Source organism: Bacillus sp. RIT 809 (assembly GCF_016892495.1).
Lineage (GTDB): Bacteria > Bacillota > Bacilli > Bacillales > Bacillaceae_G > Bacillus_A > Bacillus_A cereus_U.
The window spans coordinates 91,225-108,474 of sequence record NZ_JAFEMR010000008.1; the positions used below are offsets into that span (position 1 = coordinate 91,225).

Sequence of the window (17,250 nt, forward strand, 5' to 3'; positions counted from 1 at the left end):
TTATTCCTCAAAGAAATAACTTTCTGCTAATTCACGGACAGTCATTTGTTCTGTTTCATCGTTTAATTTTGCGATAATACTACGTTCAATTGCACGCATAACAGGAATATATACACCTAAATCACATGCATCGATAATGCCACGAATACTAGCTGCTTCTTCACTTACGCGTCCATCACGAGCTAAAGGCATAAGATCGCTTGCGAATGCAACGAACTTTTCAATTGTTGCAACATCATTTAATTTTGATTCAGATAGTAATAGTTCTTTTAATGTATCACCTTGAATGTAAGGAACTTCAATAATAACGAAACGGTTTTTTAACGCTTCGTTTAGTTCACTTGTCCCAACATAACCTTCGTTAATCGCAGCGATTACGCGATATTCGTCATCACCGTATACAACTTCTTGTGTAAATGGGTTTGTAATCATTTTACGATAATCTAACGCACCATGAAGAAGTGGTAATGTTTCAGGTTTTGCCATATTGATTTCATCAATATATAAGAAATGACCGTTCTTCATTGCCTTCATAAGAGGACCATTAACGAATGTAACTTCAGATGCACCCTCTTTTGTTTGTAATGTGTTGTATCCTAAAATACCTTCTACATCTAAGTCGACAGAACAGTTAATGCTATGCATTGGTTTTTGGAATAAAGAAGAAAGAGTTTCCGCTAGTACTGTTTTACCACTACCAGTTGGTCCTTTTAATAGAATGTTTTTACCAAGTAAAAGTGCTGTAATGGCATCTTCAATAATGCTGTTATCAGATGCTTTATATATTTTCTTTCCAATTAAATGTGCATTTTCGCCAGCTTCTTGTTTGTTTTTTTCGTGAAGGGCTGAGAGCTGTTGTTTTAAATCAGCGTGTATATGAAATTGTTCTAACATGTATTTCCCACCTAACATTATTTTCATAAAGTAATACATCTTATGATAACTTGTTTTAATATGGTATGCAAAGAAAAGGAGAGAGGGGAAATGTAAAAGAAAAAGCAATCAATATTATATTGATTGCTTATAGCAAAGGAGAAATGAGTCGCATGAAAGACTCTAATATTCGTTTTTTGATACTTCTTTTTTGGAACGAGTTCCATTTAATTTCAGTGGAATGCTTAAAGTCTTCTTCAAAATCATGTTTAATATCATGAACGGTTGCTGATTCATAAAGTACACTAATAATTTCATAATTTAACTCAAAGCTACGTACATCCATATTTGCTGTTCCAATTGTTGCGATCTTATCATCGACGAGTACAATTTTCGCATGCATAAAACCATCTTTATAACTGTAAATGGAAGCACCAGCTTTTAAAAGTGGAGTGAAATAGGATTGAGATGCTTGATCACTAATAATACTATCACTTTTACCTGGATATAAAATGCGTACATCTATGCCAGATATTGCACTTAAGCGTAATAATGTTAAAGTTTCTTGATCGGGAATAAAGTATGGTGTAGCAATCCAAATAGATTTTTTGGCAGAGCCCATAACAGCTAGTAATGTATTACGAATACTTTTATCATCTGAGCTTGGTCCACTTGCTACAATTTGAACAGCACCTTCTGCATTCGAAATTTCTTTACCAGGGAAGTATTGTACATTCATAAATTGATCCCAAGAATAGTTACTTAAACCACTAGAGGCATAGAGCCAATCTTCTAGAAAGATTGCTTGTAATTTATATAATGCTTTTCCTTCTATTTTTAAATGACTATCACGCCAAACGGGAAATTTCTTTGAACGGCCGAGATATTCGTCACCGACGTTGAGTCCTCCAGTAAATCCAATTTCTCCATCTACAATAACAATTTTACGATGGTTACGATAATTGACTGTCTCAAGTAACCAAGCTGAAAAAATAGGATCAAATTCTACAATTTCAATACCAGCTTCTTTCATAGGATGTAAAAACCGTCTTCTTAACGTGTTACTTCCGAGTCCATCATAAAGGAAGCGTACAATAACCCCGGATTTTGCCTTCTTTATTAAAGCATCCCGAACTTTTGTACCAATCTCATCGGCTTTATAAATATAGTATTGAATATGTATATGGTGTTTTGCATGCTCAATAGCGTGCAGAATTTCTGAAAATGTTTGATCTCCGTTTGTTAAAAGTTTTGTAGTCGTTCTATCTGCGGCAGGACCGCCTCCGAATTTTTGTACTACTTCTGTTAAATGTATAGAACGCTCATGTAATGGAACTGTAAGAGAAAGTTCTAGTCGTCTTCCTTCTAATATTTCACGGAATAATTTTCTTTGTTCTTCTGAACGATGAAGATGTTTTTTTCTTCTCCAACGGCTACGACCGAAGAGGGAGTATAAAAGCACACCTACAACAGGAAGAAGTGCTAATACTAAAAACCACGCTAAGGTACTTTGAGGAGACCTGTTTTCGATAAAAATAACGAATGAAATTCCTACGATTGTGATGGACCATAGAGCACCAACAAACGTATATAACGAAATAACCGATGTATTTAATAGGAAAAGAACGATAGATACGATTGTAAATATTAATAATAATTGAACGATAGGCTTCTTCATTTCTATAAAATTCCTCTAATCTTTCTTAAATATAGACTTCTTATATAAAAGGTGTAATCTGACATTCTTATTATAAAGTGTTTTGTTTTTTTTACAAAATATAGACATTTTCCCCATGCTTTCCGCATTTGTCCTACATACAGTATATTATTACATTTTTATATAGAAAAGGGGATGAATAAAATGTATGGTCGTCCAGTTGGAGGGTTCGGACATGGCGGATTTCATGGGAGTTTTGGACATTCTCCATTTTTGGGCGGAGGATTCTTTCCTGGATTTGTAGCAGGGGCTTTACTTAGTCCTGCGTTTGGTTATGGCGGATATGGTTATCCATATTATTCAGATACTCCATACTATACGGATTATGAACAGTATCCTTACTATTCATACAACACATATTAAAGTAGGGAAATTGAAAAGGAGAGGAAGAGAAATGAACTATATACTAAATCACGGAGGATATTATCGTAATCATCATGGTGGGGGAGGACATCATCACCATGGTGGACACAATCATTATGATCATCATCACCACCATCACGGCGGCGGCTGGGGTGGCGGCTCGTGGGGCGGAGGATTCTTTCCAGGAAGTTTTGCTGGTGGAGTATTAGGAGGACTTACAGCTGGAGCGTTAACAGGTGCAGCTAGTGGTGGGGGATATTACCCAGCGCCGTATCCAGTAACTTACCCAATGCCATATCCAGCATCATACCCAGGTTATCAGCAAATACCGTATCCAAATTATTAAACTAAAAAAGAGGATATCCTCTTTTTTTAGTTTAATAATTTATTTATAAAATACTTCCAAAATTAAGGTGAAAATATGTTAATATTTTGTTATTGTAATTCAGTATATTAAATGCAAATTTTGATTTTATCCTGCTATTTGTGGGCAGTAAAACTCCCACCTCAAAATTCAGGTGGAACAAAGAAGTTAGGTGGAAGCCCTGCTACCTGTAAACCCCCACTGATTAAAGTTTCACTTTATATTATTATTCGTGAATCGTTGCATTTTGTATTTTAATCTCTATTTCATTATGTATCGGCAGTTAGATTTATATCTTAACATTTCATGAAATAAAAGAGATTAGGTGTGAGGCCACATTAGTAGGGAGCAGAGGCTAATAGTGATGAAATTGTCACTTAAAAAATTCAAAGAGTGTAAGAGAATACTGTATAATAAGCTTAGATAAGCAGAGAGATGAGAAGCTTCTACTATAATTAAAACAGCACTATATTGCTTTTTTTTATAAATGATATTATGTTATTTTAATCTGCCTATTTAGAAAAAATTTGTGATTTATCCCGCATTAACGGGCAGTAAGACTCCCACCTCAAAATTCGGTGAATACGAGGAAGTTAGGTGGGAGATAACTGCCCGTAAAAGCCCGATTGGTGAAGGCTAATAATCAGTGGGGGATGGACAAAACCCCCACTGATTAAAGTTTCACTTTATGTAAAGGCATATTGTTAGAAAATGAAATATCTCTATTTCTATGAAGAGAAACGAATTGTGTTTTAGTCAGATAGGAAGCAAGGAGAGGTGCGCATGCTAGAACAAAGAGGTCATGCATTATATGACTCTTCATTGCAAGATTTAAAATTAGCATTAGATGAGTCTTCAATTGTTGCTATTACAGACCGAAATGGTCTTATTACATATGTGAATGATAAATTTTGTAAAATCTCAAAATATAAAAGAGAAGAGTTAATAGGAAAAGATCACCGTATTTTAAATTCCAGATATCATCCGAAAGCATTTTTTCAAATCCTATGGAAGCGTATTTTGAGTGGAAAAGTCTGGACGGGAGAAATTCGAAATCAAGCAAAAGATGGTACGTATTATTGGGTTAAAACAACAATTGTTCCATTTTTAAATGAAAAGGGAGAACCCTATCAATTTATTGCAATTCGAAATGATATAAGTAGTAGGAAAGAAGCAGAGCAAAGATTACGATTAAGCGAAAGTCGTTATAGGGAACTTGCTTATCATGATGCGTTAACAAGTTTACCAAACCGTTTACAGTTAATTACGACTGTAAATAAGATGATCGCAGAGAAAATAGAGTTTGGCATGATTTACTTTGATTTAGATCGCTTTAAATTAGTGAATGATACGTTAGGTCATATGATAGGAGATTTACTTTTAAGTGAAGTCGCTTCCCGATTGCATTATGTACTAGGAGATAAAGATGTTCTGGCTAGGCTTGGTGGAGATGAATTTGTACTATTAACAAAAAAACATACACAAGATGAGATGAGGCAGTTAGCGACATCTGTGTTGTCATGCTTTCAAGCCCCATTTATGCTGGAAGGTCATGAAGTATATATTTCAGCCAGTCTAGGACTTTGTTCCTATCCGCAAGATGGAAAAGACGTTGAAACATTATTGAAAAATTCAGATTTAGCCATGTATAGTGTGAAAGAGCAAGGAAGAAATGGGGCGTGCTTCTTTACAGATGAATTACGTGCGAAAATAAATCGTAGAATGAAAATAGAGTTTGCTTTGCAAAAAGCAATTCATGACGAAGAATTAAAAGTGGCATTACAGCCCATTATTGATTTAAAAACAAAGAAATGTACTGGTATTGAGGCTTTAGTACGCTGTAAGACAGAAGAAGGTCCTATTTCACCAAGTGAATTTATACCTGTAGCTGAAGAGTGTGGACTTATTATAAAACTAGGAGACTGGGTACTAGAAAAGTCATGTCGATTGTTTAAAACTTTGCCAGAGTATCAAGAGGGACTGAAGTTATCTGTTAATTTATCAATACAACAATTGATGCAAAAACGATTTATTTTATCTGTTCGTAGTATATTGAAGCGAACAGGATTTCCACCAAATCGTTTAATATTAGAAATAACAGAAAGTATAGCTGTACGTCATTTTGATTATATTATTGCTACATTACAAGAATTAAGAAGTATGGGGATTTTAATCGCTTTAGACGATTTCGGAACAGGATATTCCTCATTATATTATTTGAAAAAACTACCACTTGATATTGTGAAAATTGATCGTAATTTTATTCGTGAGTTTCATTATGATCACGCACAGCCAGAGCGAACGATTGTAAAATCAGTTATTGAAATTGCCCATAGTTTAAATTTATTAGTGGTTGCTGAAGGGGTAGAAACGGTAGAACAAGAAAGTTTATTAAAATCAATGGGTTGCGACTTTGTACAAGGTTTTTATTATGCGAGACCGTTAGATGTAGGTGAACTAAAAGAAAAGTTATTAACTGACTTTTAATAAAAAAAAGAGAAGCGGAAAGCTTCTCTTTTTTATTATTTTTTTTGTGAATTTTTCATTAAAATTGGATAAAGAATAAGGCCTAATACAAACAACCCAATTCCTAAGAAGAACGTTTTTAAATCAGCAGTTCCTGTTTTAATAACCCAAATGGAATATAAAAATGCTAGTGCAGTAATGATCCCATCTTTTATTCGAGATCCAGGCATTATATCATACGTTTCTCCCGTAATAACTAATTTTAACTGGTACAAGGTAGAAACAAGGTACGGGATTAAATATGCTAATGTCGCTACAACAATAGCGAAATTATATGCTTCGGAAACAGTACCAGAAATCGTTGAAAATAAGAAAATTTGTGTCATCACATTTGTAATAAATAATGATTTTGAAGGACTTCCTTTTTTATTTGTTTTTCCGAAAAACTTAGGGAAAACCCCATTTTTTGCTGCTTGGTAAGGTACTTCTGAGCTAACAACGATCCATCCTACAGTAGAGCCGAATAAAGATACGAGTGCAAGTAAGGCCATTATATAAGCACCCTTAGTACCAATTGCTAAATTTAATGCATCTACTAATGGCTTTTGAGACTCTTTTAAAACGTCTTGTGGAAGAGCACCCATTGTTAGTAGAGTAATTGCCATGTAAATAAGAAGAGCGATGATTAATCCGAAAATCGTAGCTTTCTTAACATCGTGCTGAGATTTTGCGCGGTTAGAGAGCATAACTGCTGACTCAATACCGATAAACGCCCAAAGTGTTGCAATAGCAGCTGAATTTATTTGTCCACCCAACGAAATAGGTTGTCCAGCTTCATTCATAAATGTTTGACCGTCCCCGAAATTAGAGGCATTGAAAATGAATAATGTGATTACAATAAACATTGTAAATCCGATGATTTTTGCGATTGTTGCAAGAAGGTTCATATTTCCTGCTCTATCAATATTTTGAGAAAGAATATATTGAATTCCCCATAGCATCATACTACATACTATGAAGGTTAAAGCTTTTCCAAGTTCTAATGAAAATCCGTTTGTTGAAAAGAGAATTTGCTTACTTTGTAAAACTGGGAAGAATGTTGATAAATATCCTGCAAAGGAAATAATTACAGATGCTGTAGCAGCCCAGTTAGCAGCCCAGTACCCCCAAGCCATACTATATCCTGCAACTTTACCTGCCTTTTGGGAGGTAAACATTGCTTGGGCGTAACTTTGTGGTCCTGCTTTTAATTCTGGTTTACGAATTGCTAAATTTCCAAATACGAGTGCAATCATAAATACACCAAGTCCTGTAATACTCCATGCAAGTGTAGATCCCATTGGACCCGATACGTGTGCTAAATTTGCTGGGAGCATAAATACGCCACCGCCAACCATATTCCCGATAACAAAAGCTGTTAAAATCCATAATCCCCATTTTTTCGTTTCCATTTTTGTTAACTCCTTTGTAGTAAGTTTTGCTTAAACATCATTTTTTACTAGCATTTTTTGCAATAAAAAAAGAGCCATGTAGATAAAAAATACCTACATGGCTCTTTGCCAAAGCGTAGGTACAATGGGAATAACCCTTGTACCTACGCGTAATTTTTCCGCTAGGTTTCAAGGGTTAAGTATGATGATGATGTTTTTGTGCAAATGTAACTACAGTTGTATAAGTAAGCATAGTTTTTTGCTCCCTTTCTCCTCTGATTTTGAAGTTAGTATACTACATGTTTTTTTGAATGAAAAGAGAAATATAAAAAAATTTATAAAAATACGTTTTAGAGACTAAATATTTACCTATAGTTTTCTTGTACTGGAAAATAAGTGAGAGATTGGCAGAAGAGTATAGCGTGGTATAATACATATAGAACTAGAAGGTGACAAGGGGCTATTGTAGATGATGAGTAAGTATGAACAAATTTATACAGAAATCAGCAAGTCTATTGATAATAAACAATTAAAAGAAGGATGCAAAATTCCATCAGAAACGGAATTAATGAAGCAGTATGAGGCAAGCCGGGGTACTGTAAGAAAAGCTGTAGATTTATTGCAAGAGCGTGGATATGTTCAAAAAATACACGGAAAAGGTGTTTTTGTATTAAAGCGCAAAAACATTGAATTTAACTTTGGTGGTATTGTAAGTTTTCAAGAAGAAAATGAACGTTTAGGACGTTACTGTATTACGGAAGTCGTGGAAATAGAGAAAATGACAGCTACGAAAGATGTAGCAAAGTTATTAAACGTGAAAGAAAAAACGGAAATAGATCATATTAAACGTGTACGAAATATTGATGGAGAAAAAGTAATTTTAGATATAAACCATTTTGTATCGGAGTATATTCCAGGATTAACGAGAGAAATTGCAACTGCATCGATTTATAAATACATTGAGAAAGAATTAGGGCTACATATTAGCTATTCACAGCGGGTAATTGAAGTACAACCATGTACAGATGATGACCGAAAGTATTTAGATTTAAATGGAACAGACTATGTTGTCGTTGTAAAAAACTTTACTCATTTATACGATGGGAGTCAGTTCGAATATACGGAATCACGTCACCGTTTAGATATTTTTCACTTTTCGGATGTGGCGCGAAGAAAATAAAGAGATGGGGCGAAATAATCGTTCCATCTCTTTATTTATAAAAAAATCACCAACTTATATATACGAGTGTTGACTAACTTATATATACGAGTTAATATATAAGTGTAAACGGTATCAAAAAAAGAAAAGAGGGACGGGAATATGGGGAAAGACTATCGTAAAACAGCAGAAGAAGTGTTGCAGTATATTGGTGGGAAAGACAATATTGAACAAGCTGCGCACTGTGTAACGAGGCTCCGTATCGCTGTAAAAGATGAAAGTAAAATAGATAATGATAAATTACAGTCTGTTTCATTAGTAAAGGGAGCGTTTCATAACGCTGGGGTATTTCAAATTGTAATTGGTCCAGGCGATGTCGATCGAGTATACGCTGAATTGATAACGCTTGCAGGTATGGAAGAATCGACAGTAGCTGACGTAAAAGATTCTGGAAACCAAAAGTTAAATCCAGTTCAAAAGTTTGTAAAAGTATTTTCAGATGTATTTATGCCGATATTACCAGCGATTGTAACAGCTGGTTTACTGATGGGGATTAACAATTTATTAGGGGCAAAGGACTTATTTTTTGATGGTAAAAATTTATTAGATGTTTATCCGAACTTAGGCGGGCTTTGGGACTTAATTAATATGATGGCCAATACAGCATTCGTATTCTTACCGGCACTTGTTGGTTGGTCAGCGACGAAGCGTTTTGGTGGTAGTCCAATACTAGGTATTGTTATGGGATTAATGCTTGTGCATCCGGCCTTATTAAACGCGTGGGATTATGGAAAAGCAGCGACTGGTTTAGAGGGACAAAAGATTGAGTACTTCGATATTTTAGGGTTATTCCAAATTGAAAAGGTAGGGTATCAAGGTCAAATCCTGCCGGTTTTAGTAGCGGCATTCGTATTAAGTAAAGTGGAAATCTTTTTAAAGAAACATGTGCCAAACGCAATTCAATTATTAGTTGTGCCAATTACAACAATCGTTGTAACGGGTGTATTAGCATTAGGGATTATCGGTCCAGTTACACGTCATATTGGAGATTTATTAACAGCCGGATTAGTAGGAGTATATGAAACGGTACCAGCACTTGGGGCAATATTATTTGGAGCATTATATGCACCGCTTGTAATTACAGGAATGCATCATATGTTTATTGCAATCGACTTACAATTAATCGCGCAGCACGGCGGTACATTTATTTGGCCAATGATTGCTCTTTCTAACATTGCACAAGGTAGTGCGGCACTAGCGATGTTCTGGATTTCTAAAAATCAAAATGATAAAAGTATGGCATCAACATCAGCAATTTCAGCGTACTTCGGTATTACGGAGCCAGCGATGTTCGGTGTAAACTTACGAAATAAATTCCCGTTCTATGCAGCTATTATTGGATCTGCTATTGCGGCGATATTCATTACTTTAAATGGTGTATTAGCACCTGCTATCGGGATTGGCGGATTACCAGCATTTATTTCTATCATTCCGAAATCGATTCCAATATTTATTGTCGGGATGATTATCGCGGTTGTAATTCCATTTACGTTAACATGGTTATTTGCAAAACGAGTAAAACAGAAGTAGGAGGAAGTTAAACATGAAGGACTGGCATAAAAGTGTAGTCTATCAAATTTATCCGAAGAGCTTTAATAGTTATTACAATAAAGAAACTGGTGATATAAAAGGAGTTACAGAGAAACTAGATTATTTAAAAGAACTCGGAGTAGATTATATTTGGTTAACACCGATATACGAATCACCACAAAACGATAATGGATACGATGTAAGTGATTATTACAGTATTGATCCATCTTACGGAACGATGGAAGAGTTTGAAGAGCTTTTAGAAAAAGCGAAAGCACGTAACATTGAAATCATGCTTGATATCGTTGTAAATCATAGTTCGACGGAGCATAAGTGGTTTAAGGAAGCGAAGGAAGATAAAAATAGCCCATATCGTAATTACTATATTTGGCGTGATGAAAAAAATAATTGGCAGTCTAAGTTTGGTGGATCTGCTTGGAAATATGATGAGAAGACAGAGCAATATTTTTTACATCTATTTGATGAGACACAAGCTGATTTAAACTGGGAAAACGAAAACCTTCGTGAAGAAGTGTATGATATGATGCGCTTTTGGCTGGAGAAAGGTGTAAAAGGATTCCGCCTTGATGTTATTAATTTAATTTCAAAAGATCAAAGATTTTTAAGTGATGAAGGCACCACGGCTACAAGTGATGGGCGTAAATATTATACGGATGGTCCACGCGTCCATGAATATTTACAAGAGATGAACCGAAATGTTTTTGAAGGGAAAGATGTAATTACAGTTGGAGAAATGTCATCTACGACAATTGATAATTGTATTAAATATTCAAACCCAGAGCGTAATGAACTAAGTATGACGTTTAGTTTCCATCATTTAAAAGTAGATTATTCGAATGGTGATAAGTGGACGAAAGCTGATTTTGATTTCATTAAATTAAAAGAAATTATGTCTGATTGGCAAAGTGAAATGCAAAAGGGCGGAGGATGGAATGCGTTATTTTGGTGTAATCATGACCAGCCTCGTATTGTTTCACGGTTTGGTGATGATGAGAAGTACCGAAATGAATCTGCTAAAATGTTAGCGACAGCTATGCATATGCTGCAAGGAACACCGTACATTTATCAAGGGGAAGAAATCGGTATGACGAATCCTAACTTCCATTCTATCGAGCAATATCGTGATGTAGAATCGTTAAATATATATGATATAAAACAAGAAGAAGGATTATCCAAAGAAGAGATTATAGAGATTTTAAAACAAAAATCTCGTGACAATTCACGTACTCCGATGCAGTGGAATGAAGAGGTGAATAGTGGTTTTACAACAAGTACACCTTGGATTTCAGTGGCTGAAAACTTTAAAGAAATAAACGTAGGGAAGGCATTAGAAGATAAAGAGTCTGTATTTTATCATTATAAAAAGTTAATTGAACTTAGAAAAAAATACGATGTAATTACAGAAGGAAAATATGATGTTTTAGATGGGAATCATCCTAAGATTTGGGCATATACACGTACTTTAAATAATGAAGTATTGCTTGTTATCAATAACTTCTACGGAGAAGAAATAACGTATTCTGCACAAGTGAATGTTCAATTAGATGGAATGAAACAAGAAGTATTATTATCAAATTACAAAGATTCAAGTAAGGATATTACGAAACTTAACTTAAGACCGTATGAGTCAATTGTATATCGATATACGAAATAAAAAGGTTGTATGCCCGCTTGGCATACAACCTTTTTATTTTAAGACGCCGCTATATAAAATCTTTACTTCTACTTCCGGCTTAAATTTTACTTTCGCATAATCTTTATTCCAATTCTTTTTCTTCCATAGACAGATCAGATCGAGTTAATAGTGGTTCAAGAGCTAATTGGTGAATTAAATTGGGATCTGTTAAAGATTCGATATATAAGATTGTTCCTTTTCCATTTTGAAAAGGAACATCTAATTTTTTTATATCATCGGAATGAGAGAGCTTGTTTTTAATGTAATTAATATTTTCCGCAAGTGATGGAAACATAGGCTTCGTTTTATTCGTCTGTTGGTTATTGTTTTGTTCTGTCACATTGTCCACCCCTTTTAGGATTAAATCATCACTGTTAATTTTTGTTTTTTATGAAAAATTTATGCTTGGATTATTTGAAAAAAATTAACTTGAAAGTTACGTTACGTCATCTTCTATACTAAAGAAAATGAGAAGTAGGGGATGGTATATATGACTTTAAAATCTATGTGGGGATGGAAAGAAATTTTATATTTATTTGTTTTTGTATTTATTATTGTTCCAGTAACAATTGAATCCATTTTTTATAAATATGCTTTAAATCTATTAGGGAATTCATTATATGCTGGGGTTTTAATGGGATTTATTATGGCAGTTGTATTTACTTTTTTAGTTTATGTGTTTTGCATAAAAAGATATAACTTGTCGTGGGCAGATATTGGGATTCGGAAGCTTTCATGGAAAGATTACTTGTGGACATTTGTAGCGGTTATTTCTTTGATTGTAGTTAGTATTGGTGTATTAATGATAATGGAGAAAATGGGTATTTCCTTTGAAAATAGTAAAACGGATACGGTCCAAAATGATAAATCAATATATTCATTTTGTATCGCGGTAATTGGAGCGGCGGTTATATCACCAATATATGAAGAGATTTTATATCGGGGTGTTTTTTATACGTTTTTTCGAGATAGATATGGCATATGGGGCGGTGTGCTTATAAGTTCAATAATATTTACAGTTGTTCATATTCCCACATATAACACATTACCGGTGAATTTTTTAAGCGGAGTAGTATTTGCGTGGTTATATGAGAAAACAAATTCTATTTTATCGGCTATGATTGCCCACGCATCATTCAATTTCATAGCAGTACTTCTCACATTCATGTCGAATTAATTAGAGGATACATATAGGAGGGAATAAATATGGAAATAGCTGTGGAACGAGTTTTTACAAATGAGATTTTAGCAGAAGCTGCAAAGATATTTAATGTAACAGTGGAAGAAAAACCACTTGGTGATTTTGAGAATTATATTTTTAAGGCGAAGGGTAAAAATAATGATGATTACGTATTACGCTTAACTCATTCTTCTCATCGTTCTAAAAAAGAGGTAGAGGCCGAACTAGATTTTTTACGGTATGTTGCGGAGCATGGGGCGAAAGTGGCGGGACCTCTTAATTCAATATCTCAAAATCTTGTAGAAGAAATCGGAGCGGAAGATGGCACTTTCTTTTTTGCGTCTTTATTTACATATGCAAAAGGTGAACAAGTAAAAGGAGAGGAATCGCCTTATTGGGGAGATGCTTACTTTGAAGCGTGGGGAAAAGCGATTGGACAACTGCACCGCCTTACAATGAATTACCCTATAACTGACTACCGTGATACGTGGGAAGAGGACGAGAGTGCAATTGTTGATGAAATAGAAGATGAGAAAGTGAAAGAGATTGCTGCTATATTAATAGATGAAATAAAGGCTCTTCCAATCGAAAGAGAAACGTTCGGCCTTATGCATGGCGATATTCATCCAGGCAATTTTCATTATGATGGAAAAGAGCTAACAATCTTTGATTTTGATGACGCTGCCTATAATTACTTCATTCATGATTTGGCAATGGTTCTTTATTACTCTGTTCTTTTTACACCGTGGACATTGGAGAAAAAGACGGAATTTGCTCGTAAACAGTTACAATTATTACGAAAAGGTTATGAATATGAGCACAGATTGGCGGATAGTTGGTATGAATCGTTACCGTTATTTTTACGTCTACGTGATATTGGTTTATACGGTACGCTTCAAAAGAAGTTTAAAGGGAAAGATATGCCAGATCATTTCCGAGAATTAGCAGAACAACTCTATGAAAGAATTATAAAGAAGGAAGCAATTGTGAATATATAATACATTTATCTCAAAACAAAGTATGTAAAATAAATATATACTTTGTTTTTTTATACAAAAATATGTTTGTTTTATTAAAATAATATTGTCATAGATTCGGTTTGCATTATATAATTTTATTTATATTCTGAATATTCTTTACAAAAAGGAGGAGGAATGTTGGAAGCTATCGTAAGTTGGATAAATAATATTGTTTGGAGTCCCGCACTTGTCTATTTATGTTTAGGAGTAGGCTTATATTTTTCCATTCGAACGAGGTTTTTACAAGTAAGACATGTAGGAGAAATGGTGAAGCTTACATTTCAAGGGGAAAAGTCTGATGCGGGTGTTTCTTCATTCCAAGCGTTAGCACTTTCGTTATCAGGGCGCGTTGGAACGGGAAATATTGCCGGTGTTGCCACGGCTGTTGCATTTGGTGGTCCAGGAGCTGTCTTTTGGATGTGGGCGGTAGCTTTTCTAGGAGCAGGTTCTGCTTATGTAGAATCGACACTTGCACAAATATATAAGACGAAGCATCAAGGACAATTCCGTGGTGGTCCGGCTTATTACATTGAAAAAGGACTAGGGGTTAAATGGTACGCATTAGTGTTTGTTGCAGCGACAATTCTTGCAACAGGGATGCTGCTTCCAGGTGTTCAAGCGAATAGTATTGCTGTAAGTCTAGAAACAGCTTTTGGTATTAATACTTCTGTATCCGGAGCAGTATTAGTAGCGGCATTAGCACTTATTATATTTGGTGGAGTTAAGCGAATTGTTAACGTAGCGCAAGTTGTAGTGCCGTTTATGGCGCTTGGTTATATTTTAGTAGCTTGTGTAATTGTAGCTATGAATATTGAAAAATTACCAGACGCTTTCATGTTAATTTTAAAAAGTGCATTTGCATTAGAAGCAGCTTTTGGCGGGATTATTGGTTTAGCTATTTCTTGGGGTGTAAAACGTGGTATTTATTCAAATGAAGCAGGGCAAGGAACTGGGGCCCATGCGGCGGCAGCTGCTGAAGTATCGCATCCAGCTAAACAAGGGTTAGTACAAGCATTTTCCGTTTACATTGATACATTATTTGTTTGTTCAGCAACAGCATTTATGATGATTATTACAGGCATGTATAACGTATTTGATGCAAGCGGAAAAAACTTTATCGTCAATAAATTAAATGGTGCACAGCCAGGTCCTGGTTATACACAGGCAGCGGTAGAATCTGTTTTCCCTGGATTTGGAAACGGTTTCGTCGCAATCTCTCTACTATTCTTCGCATTTACAACAATTATGGCTTATTACTACATTGCAGAAACGAATATAGCTTACTTAAATCGTGATAAAGACCGCCCTTGGATGTCTATCGTACTAAAGTTTGTATTCTTAGGAGTTGTATTCTACGGTTGTGTAAAAACAGCAGAAACAGCATGGGCTTTAGGAGATATTGGTGTAGGAATTATGGCATGGGTTAACATTATTGCGATTTTATTATTACAAAAACCGGCATTGATCGCATTAAAGGATTATGAAAAGCAGAAAAAAGAAGGAAAAGATCCAGTATTCGATCCACAGTCATTAGGAATTAAAAATGCTGATTTCTGGGAGCATGAATATGGGAAAGATAAAAAAGAAGAAGTATCTTAATAGAATAGGAATGAGAGAGCAAAGGGAAATCCCTTTGCTCTTTTTATGGACAAAATGAAGCTGAAAGTTATTTTTTTGCCTATTTTTGAATATAAAAAGAATGTACATGCTTTGTTAGGGGAAGGGGGGAGTATGTTGATTGAGTTTCGTAAAGTTAATAAATATTACGGTAACTTTCAAGTTTTGAAAAATATTAATGTACAAGTGAAAAAAGGTGAAGTGGTAGTAGTTGTTGGCCCTTCGGGATCAGGAAAAAGCACGTTACTGCGGTGTATAAATCAATTGGAGGCAATTACCGATGGAGAATTAATTGTACAAAATACGGAAGTACACAATGCGAAAACAAATATGAATGAATTGCGCCGAAATATTGGGATGGTCTTTCAACACTTTTATTTATACCCGCATAAAACAGTTCTTCAAAATATTACACTAGCACCGATTAAAGTAAATAAAGTTTCCAAAGAAAAGGCGGAGCAAACAGCGATGTTTTATTTAGAGAAAGTGGGAATCCCGGAGAAAGCAGGTGTATATCCACATCAATTATCTGGTGGACAACAGCAAAGGGTGGCGATTGCTAGAGGGCTCGCGATGCAACCGGAAATTATGCTATTTGATGAGCCTACGTCTGCTCTTGATCCAGAGATGATTGGGGAAGTGCTTGATGTTATGAAAGCGCTGGCTAAAGAAGGAATGACGATGGTTGTCGTCACACACGAGATGGGATTTGCACGTGAGGTAGCAGATAGGATTTTATTTATGGATGACGGTCAAATTATCGAAGATACAACACCAGCACAATTTTTTGCAAATCCTGAACAAGAAAGAGCTCGTCTATTTTTAAGCCGAGTGTTAAATCATTAAAGGAGGAATTTCATGCTTAAAATGAAAAAGCTGTTTACCCTAATCGTATTCTCATGTTTATTCGTGCTTATTGTTGCTGGATGCGGGGGTAAAAAAGACGAGGCGAAAGAAACAAATACGAAACAAGGCGGAGTTATTGAACAAATTAAGAAGCGCGGGAAATTAGTAGTTGGGGTAAAGAACGATACGAATTTATTTGGATTAAAAAATCCTTCAACAGGGCAGGTAGAAGGATTCGATATTGATATCGCGAAGGCTCTTGCGAAAAAAATTCTTGGTGATGAAAAGAAACTAGAGCTGAAAGAAGTAACGTCTAAAACACGTATTCCAATGCTGAAAAATGGAGATATTGATGCCATTATTGCGACAATGACAATTACAGAAGAGCGTAAAAAAGAAGTAGATTTTTCAGATGTATATTTTAAAGCGGGGCAATCGTTACTTGTGAAAAAAGGAAGCAATATTAAAAGTATTGATGATGTGAAACAAGGGGTTAAAGTATTGGCTGTAAAAGGCTCAACGTCTACAAATAACATCCGTCAAAAATCATCAGAAGCAACAGTATTAGAATTTGAAAATTATAGTGAGGCATTTACAGCGTTAAAAGCAGGTAAAGGCGATGTTTTAACGACAGATAATGCGATTCTTTATGGAATGGCAAAACAAGATTCTAATTATGAAGTTGTAGGGAAAAAATTTACGGATGAACCGTATGGAATTGCAGTGCAAAAAGGTGCAGACGATTTAACGAAAGAGATTAATAGTTTACTAAAAGATATGAATGCGAATGGGGAATACGATAAATTGTATGAAAAATGGATCGGTCAAAAGCAAGAGAAATAAAGTGAAACGTTAATAAGTGGGGAAGGGTTATCACCTACTGATGATTAGCAGCCTATACCAATTGGGATAAATAGTAAGAGTGAGAGG

14 protein-coding genes and 1 pseudogene are annotated in these 17,250 nt (G+C 35.1%); 11 read left to right on the top strand and 4 right to left on the bottom strand.

Annotated features, from left to right (window positions below):
* Together JTF23_RS10950 and JTF23_RS10955 are read right to left on the bottom strand one after the other, a co-directional pair.
* The gene (locus JTF23_RS10950; RefSeq protein WP_002201800.1) at positions 1-894 is read right to left on the bottom strand and encodes an ATP-binding protein; all 894 of its coding nucleotides are present in this window, start codon (positions 892-894) and stop codon (positions 1-3) included.
* Positions 895-1,021: 127 nt separating this feature from the next.
* On the bottom strand, positions 1,022-2,551 hold the full coding sequence (locus JTF23_RS10955) for a cardiolipin synthase (RefSeq protein ID WP_204208737.1): 1,530 nt from the start codon (positions 2,549-2,551) through the stop codon (positions 1,022-1,024).
* Between the two features lie 183 nt (positions 2,552-2,734).
* On the opposite strand from JTF23_RS10955, the gene JTF23_RS10960 reads away from it, so the two are divergent.
* From JTF23_RS10960 to JTF23_RS10970, 3 genes are all read left to right on the top strand, one after another.
* On the top strand, positions 2,735-2,953 hold the full coding sequence (locus JTF23_RS10960) for a hypothetical protein (protein WP_204208738.1): 219 nt from the start codon (positions 2,735-2,737) through the stop codon (positions 2,951-2,953).
* A gap of 31 nt (positions 2,954-2,984) precedes the next feature.
* Positions 2,985-3,299, top strand: coding sequence for a hypothetical protein (locus tag JTF23_RS10965; RefSeq protein WP_204208739.1), 315 nt, complete (start codon positions 2,985-2,987; stop codon positions 3,297-3,299).
* An 801-nt stretch (positions 3,300-4,100) separates the two neighbouring features.
* The gene (locus JTF23_RS10970) at positions 4,101-5,804 is read left to right on the top strand and encodes a putative bifunctional diguanylate cyclase/phosphodiesterase (RefSeq protein ID WP_204208740.1); all 1,704 of its coding nucleotides are present in this window, start codon (positions 4,101-4,103) and stop codon (positions 5,802-5,804) included.
* Positions 5,805-5,839: 35 nt separating this feature from the next.
* On the opposite strand, the gene JTF23_RS10975 is transcribed toward JTF23_RS10970, so the two are convergent.
* Positions 5,840-7,234 (bottom strand): amino acid permease, encoded by a 1,395-nt coding sequence (locus JTF23_RS10975; RefSeq protein WP_204208741.1) that lies wholly within the window; start codon positions 7,232-7,234, stop codon positions 5,840-5,842.
* A gap of 448 nt (positions 7,235-7,682) precedes the next feature.
* Here JTF23_RS10975 and treR point away from each other — a divergent pair, with 448 nt between their 5' ends.
* The 3 genes from treR (at position 7,683) to treC (ending at position 11,637) form a co-directional block, all read left to right on the top strand.
* Positions 7,683-8,393, top strand: coding sequence for a trehalose operon repressor (treR, locus tag JTF23_RS10980; RefSeq protein ID WP_002114059.1), 711 nt, complete (start codon positions 7,683-7,685; stop codon positions 8,391-8,393).
* 141 nt (positions 8,394-8,534) lie between these two features.
* Positions 8,535-9,962: a PTS system trehalose-specific EIIBC component gene (gene treP / locus JTF23_RS10985; RefSeq protein ID WP_002114061.1), complete on the top strand. Its 1,428-nt coding sequence runs from the start codon at positions 8,535-8,537 to the stop codon at positions 9,960-9,962.
* A 13-nt stretch (positions 9,963-9,975) separates the two neighbouring features.
* Positions 9,976-11,637, top strand: coding sequence for an alpha,alpha-phosphotrehalase (treC, locus tag JTF23_RS10990; RefSeq protein ID WP_204208742.1), 1,662 nt, complete (start codon positions 9,976-9,978; stop codon positions 11,635-11,637).
* Positions 11,638-11,755: 118 nt separating this feature from the next.
* On the opposite strand, the pseudogene JTF23_RS11000 reads toward treC, so the two are convergent.
* Positions 11,756-11,953: pseudogene (locus tag JTF23_RS11000) on the bottom strand (hypothetical protein); the annotation flags it as partial.
* Positions 11,954-12,148: 195 nt separating this feature from the next.
* On the opposite strand from JTF23_RS11000, the gene JTF23_RS11005 reads away from it, so the two are divergent.
* From JTF23_RS11005 to glnH, 5 genes are all read left to right on the top strand, one after another.
* A complete protein-coding gene (locus tag JTF23_RS11005; RefSeq protein WP_204208744.1) occupies positions 12,149-12,835 on the top strand; it encodes a CPBP family intramembrane glutamic endopeptidase in 687 nt (228 codons plus the stop codon).
* 29 nt (positions 12,836-12,864) lie between these two features.
* Positions 12,865-13,836, top strand: coding sequence for a phosphotransferase enzyme family protein (locus JTF23_RS11010; protein ID WP_204208745.1), 972 nt, complete (start codon positions 12,865-12,867; stop codon positions 13,834-13,836).
* A 159-nt stretch (positions 13,837-13,995) separates the two neighbouring features.
* Positions 13,996-15,456, top strand: coding sequence for an alanine/glycine:cation symporter family protein (locus tag JTF23_RS11015; RefSeq protein WP_033714297.1), 1,461 nt, complete (start codon positions 13,996-13,998; stop codon positions 15,454-15,456).
* Positions 15,457-15,501: 45 nt separating this feature from the next.
* A complete protein-coding gene (locus JTF23_RS11020; RefSeq protein ID WP_033714299.1) occupies positions 15,502-16,320 on the top strand; it encodes an amino acid ABC transporter ATP-binding protein in 819 nt (272 codons plus the stop codon).
* Between the two features lie 12 nt (positions 16,321-16,332).
* A complete protein-coding gene (glnH, locus tag JTF23_RS11025) occupies positions 16,333-17,163 on the top strand; it encodes a glutamate ABC transporter substrate-binding protein (protein ID WP_204208746.1) in 831 nt (276 codons plus the stop codon).
* Positions 17,164-17,250 lie beyond the last annotated feature (87 nt).

Bases quoted from the DNA above. Each gene is read 5' to 3' on its own strand.
- JTF23_RS10955 (WP_204208737.1), bottom strand. From the start codon at position 2,551: ATGAAGAAGCCTATCGTTCAATTATTATTAATATTTACAATCGTATCT.
- glnH (WP_204208746.1), top strand. From the start codon at position 16,333: ATGCTTAAAATGAAAAAGCTGTTTACCCTAATCGTATTCTCATGTTTA.
- treC (WP_204208742.1), top strand. From the start codon at position 9,976: ATGAAGGACTGGCATAAAAGTGTAGTCTATCAAATTTATCCGAAGAGC.
- treR (WP_002114059.1), top strand. From the start codon at position 7,683: ATGATGAGTAAGTATGAACAAATTTATACAGAAATCAGCAAGTCTATT.
- treP (WP_002114061.1), top strand. From the start codon at position 8,535: ATGGGGAAAGACTATCGTAAAACAGCAGAAGAAGTGTTGCAGTATATT.
- JTF23_RS11010 (WP_204208745.1), top strand. From the start codon at position 12,865: ATGGAAATAGCTGTGGAACGAGTTTTTACAAATGAGATTTTAGCAGAA.
- JTF23_RS11020 (WP_033714299.1), top strand. From the start codon at position 15,502: ATGGACAAAATGAAGCTGAAAGTTATTTTTTTGCCTATTTTTGAATAT.
- JTF23_RS11005 (WP_204208744.1), top strand. From the start codon at position 12,149: ATGACTTTAAAATCTATGTGGGGATGGAAAGAAATTTTATATTTATTT.
- JTF23_RS10965 (WP_204208739.1), top strand. From the start codon at position 2,985: ATGAACTATATACTAAATCACGGAGGATATTATCGTAATCATCATGGT.
- JTF23_RS10950 (WP_002201800.1), bottom strand. From the start codon at position 894: ATGTTAGAACAATTTCATATACACGCTGATTTAAAACAACAGCTCTCA.
- JTF23_RS10970 (WP_204208740.1), top strand. From the start codon at position 4,101: ATGCTAGAACAAAGAGGTCATGCATTATATGACTCTTCATTGCAAGAT.
- JTF23_RS10975 (WP_204208741.1), bottom strand. From the start codon at position 7,234: ATGGAAACGAAAAAATGGGGATTATGGATTTTAACAGCTTTTGTTATC.
- JTF23_RS10960 (WP_204208738.1), top strand. From the start codon at position 2,735: ATGTATGGTCGTCCAGTTGGAGGGTTCGGACATGGCGGATTTCATGGG.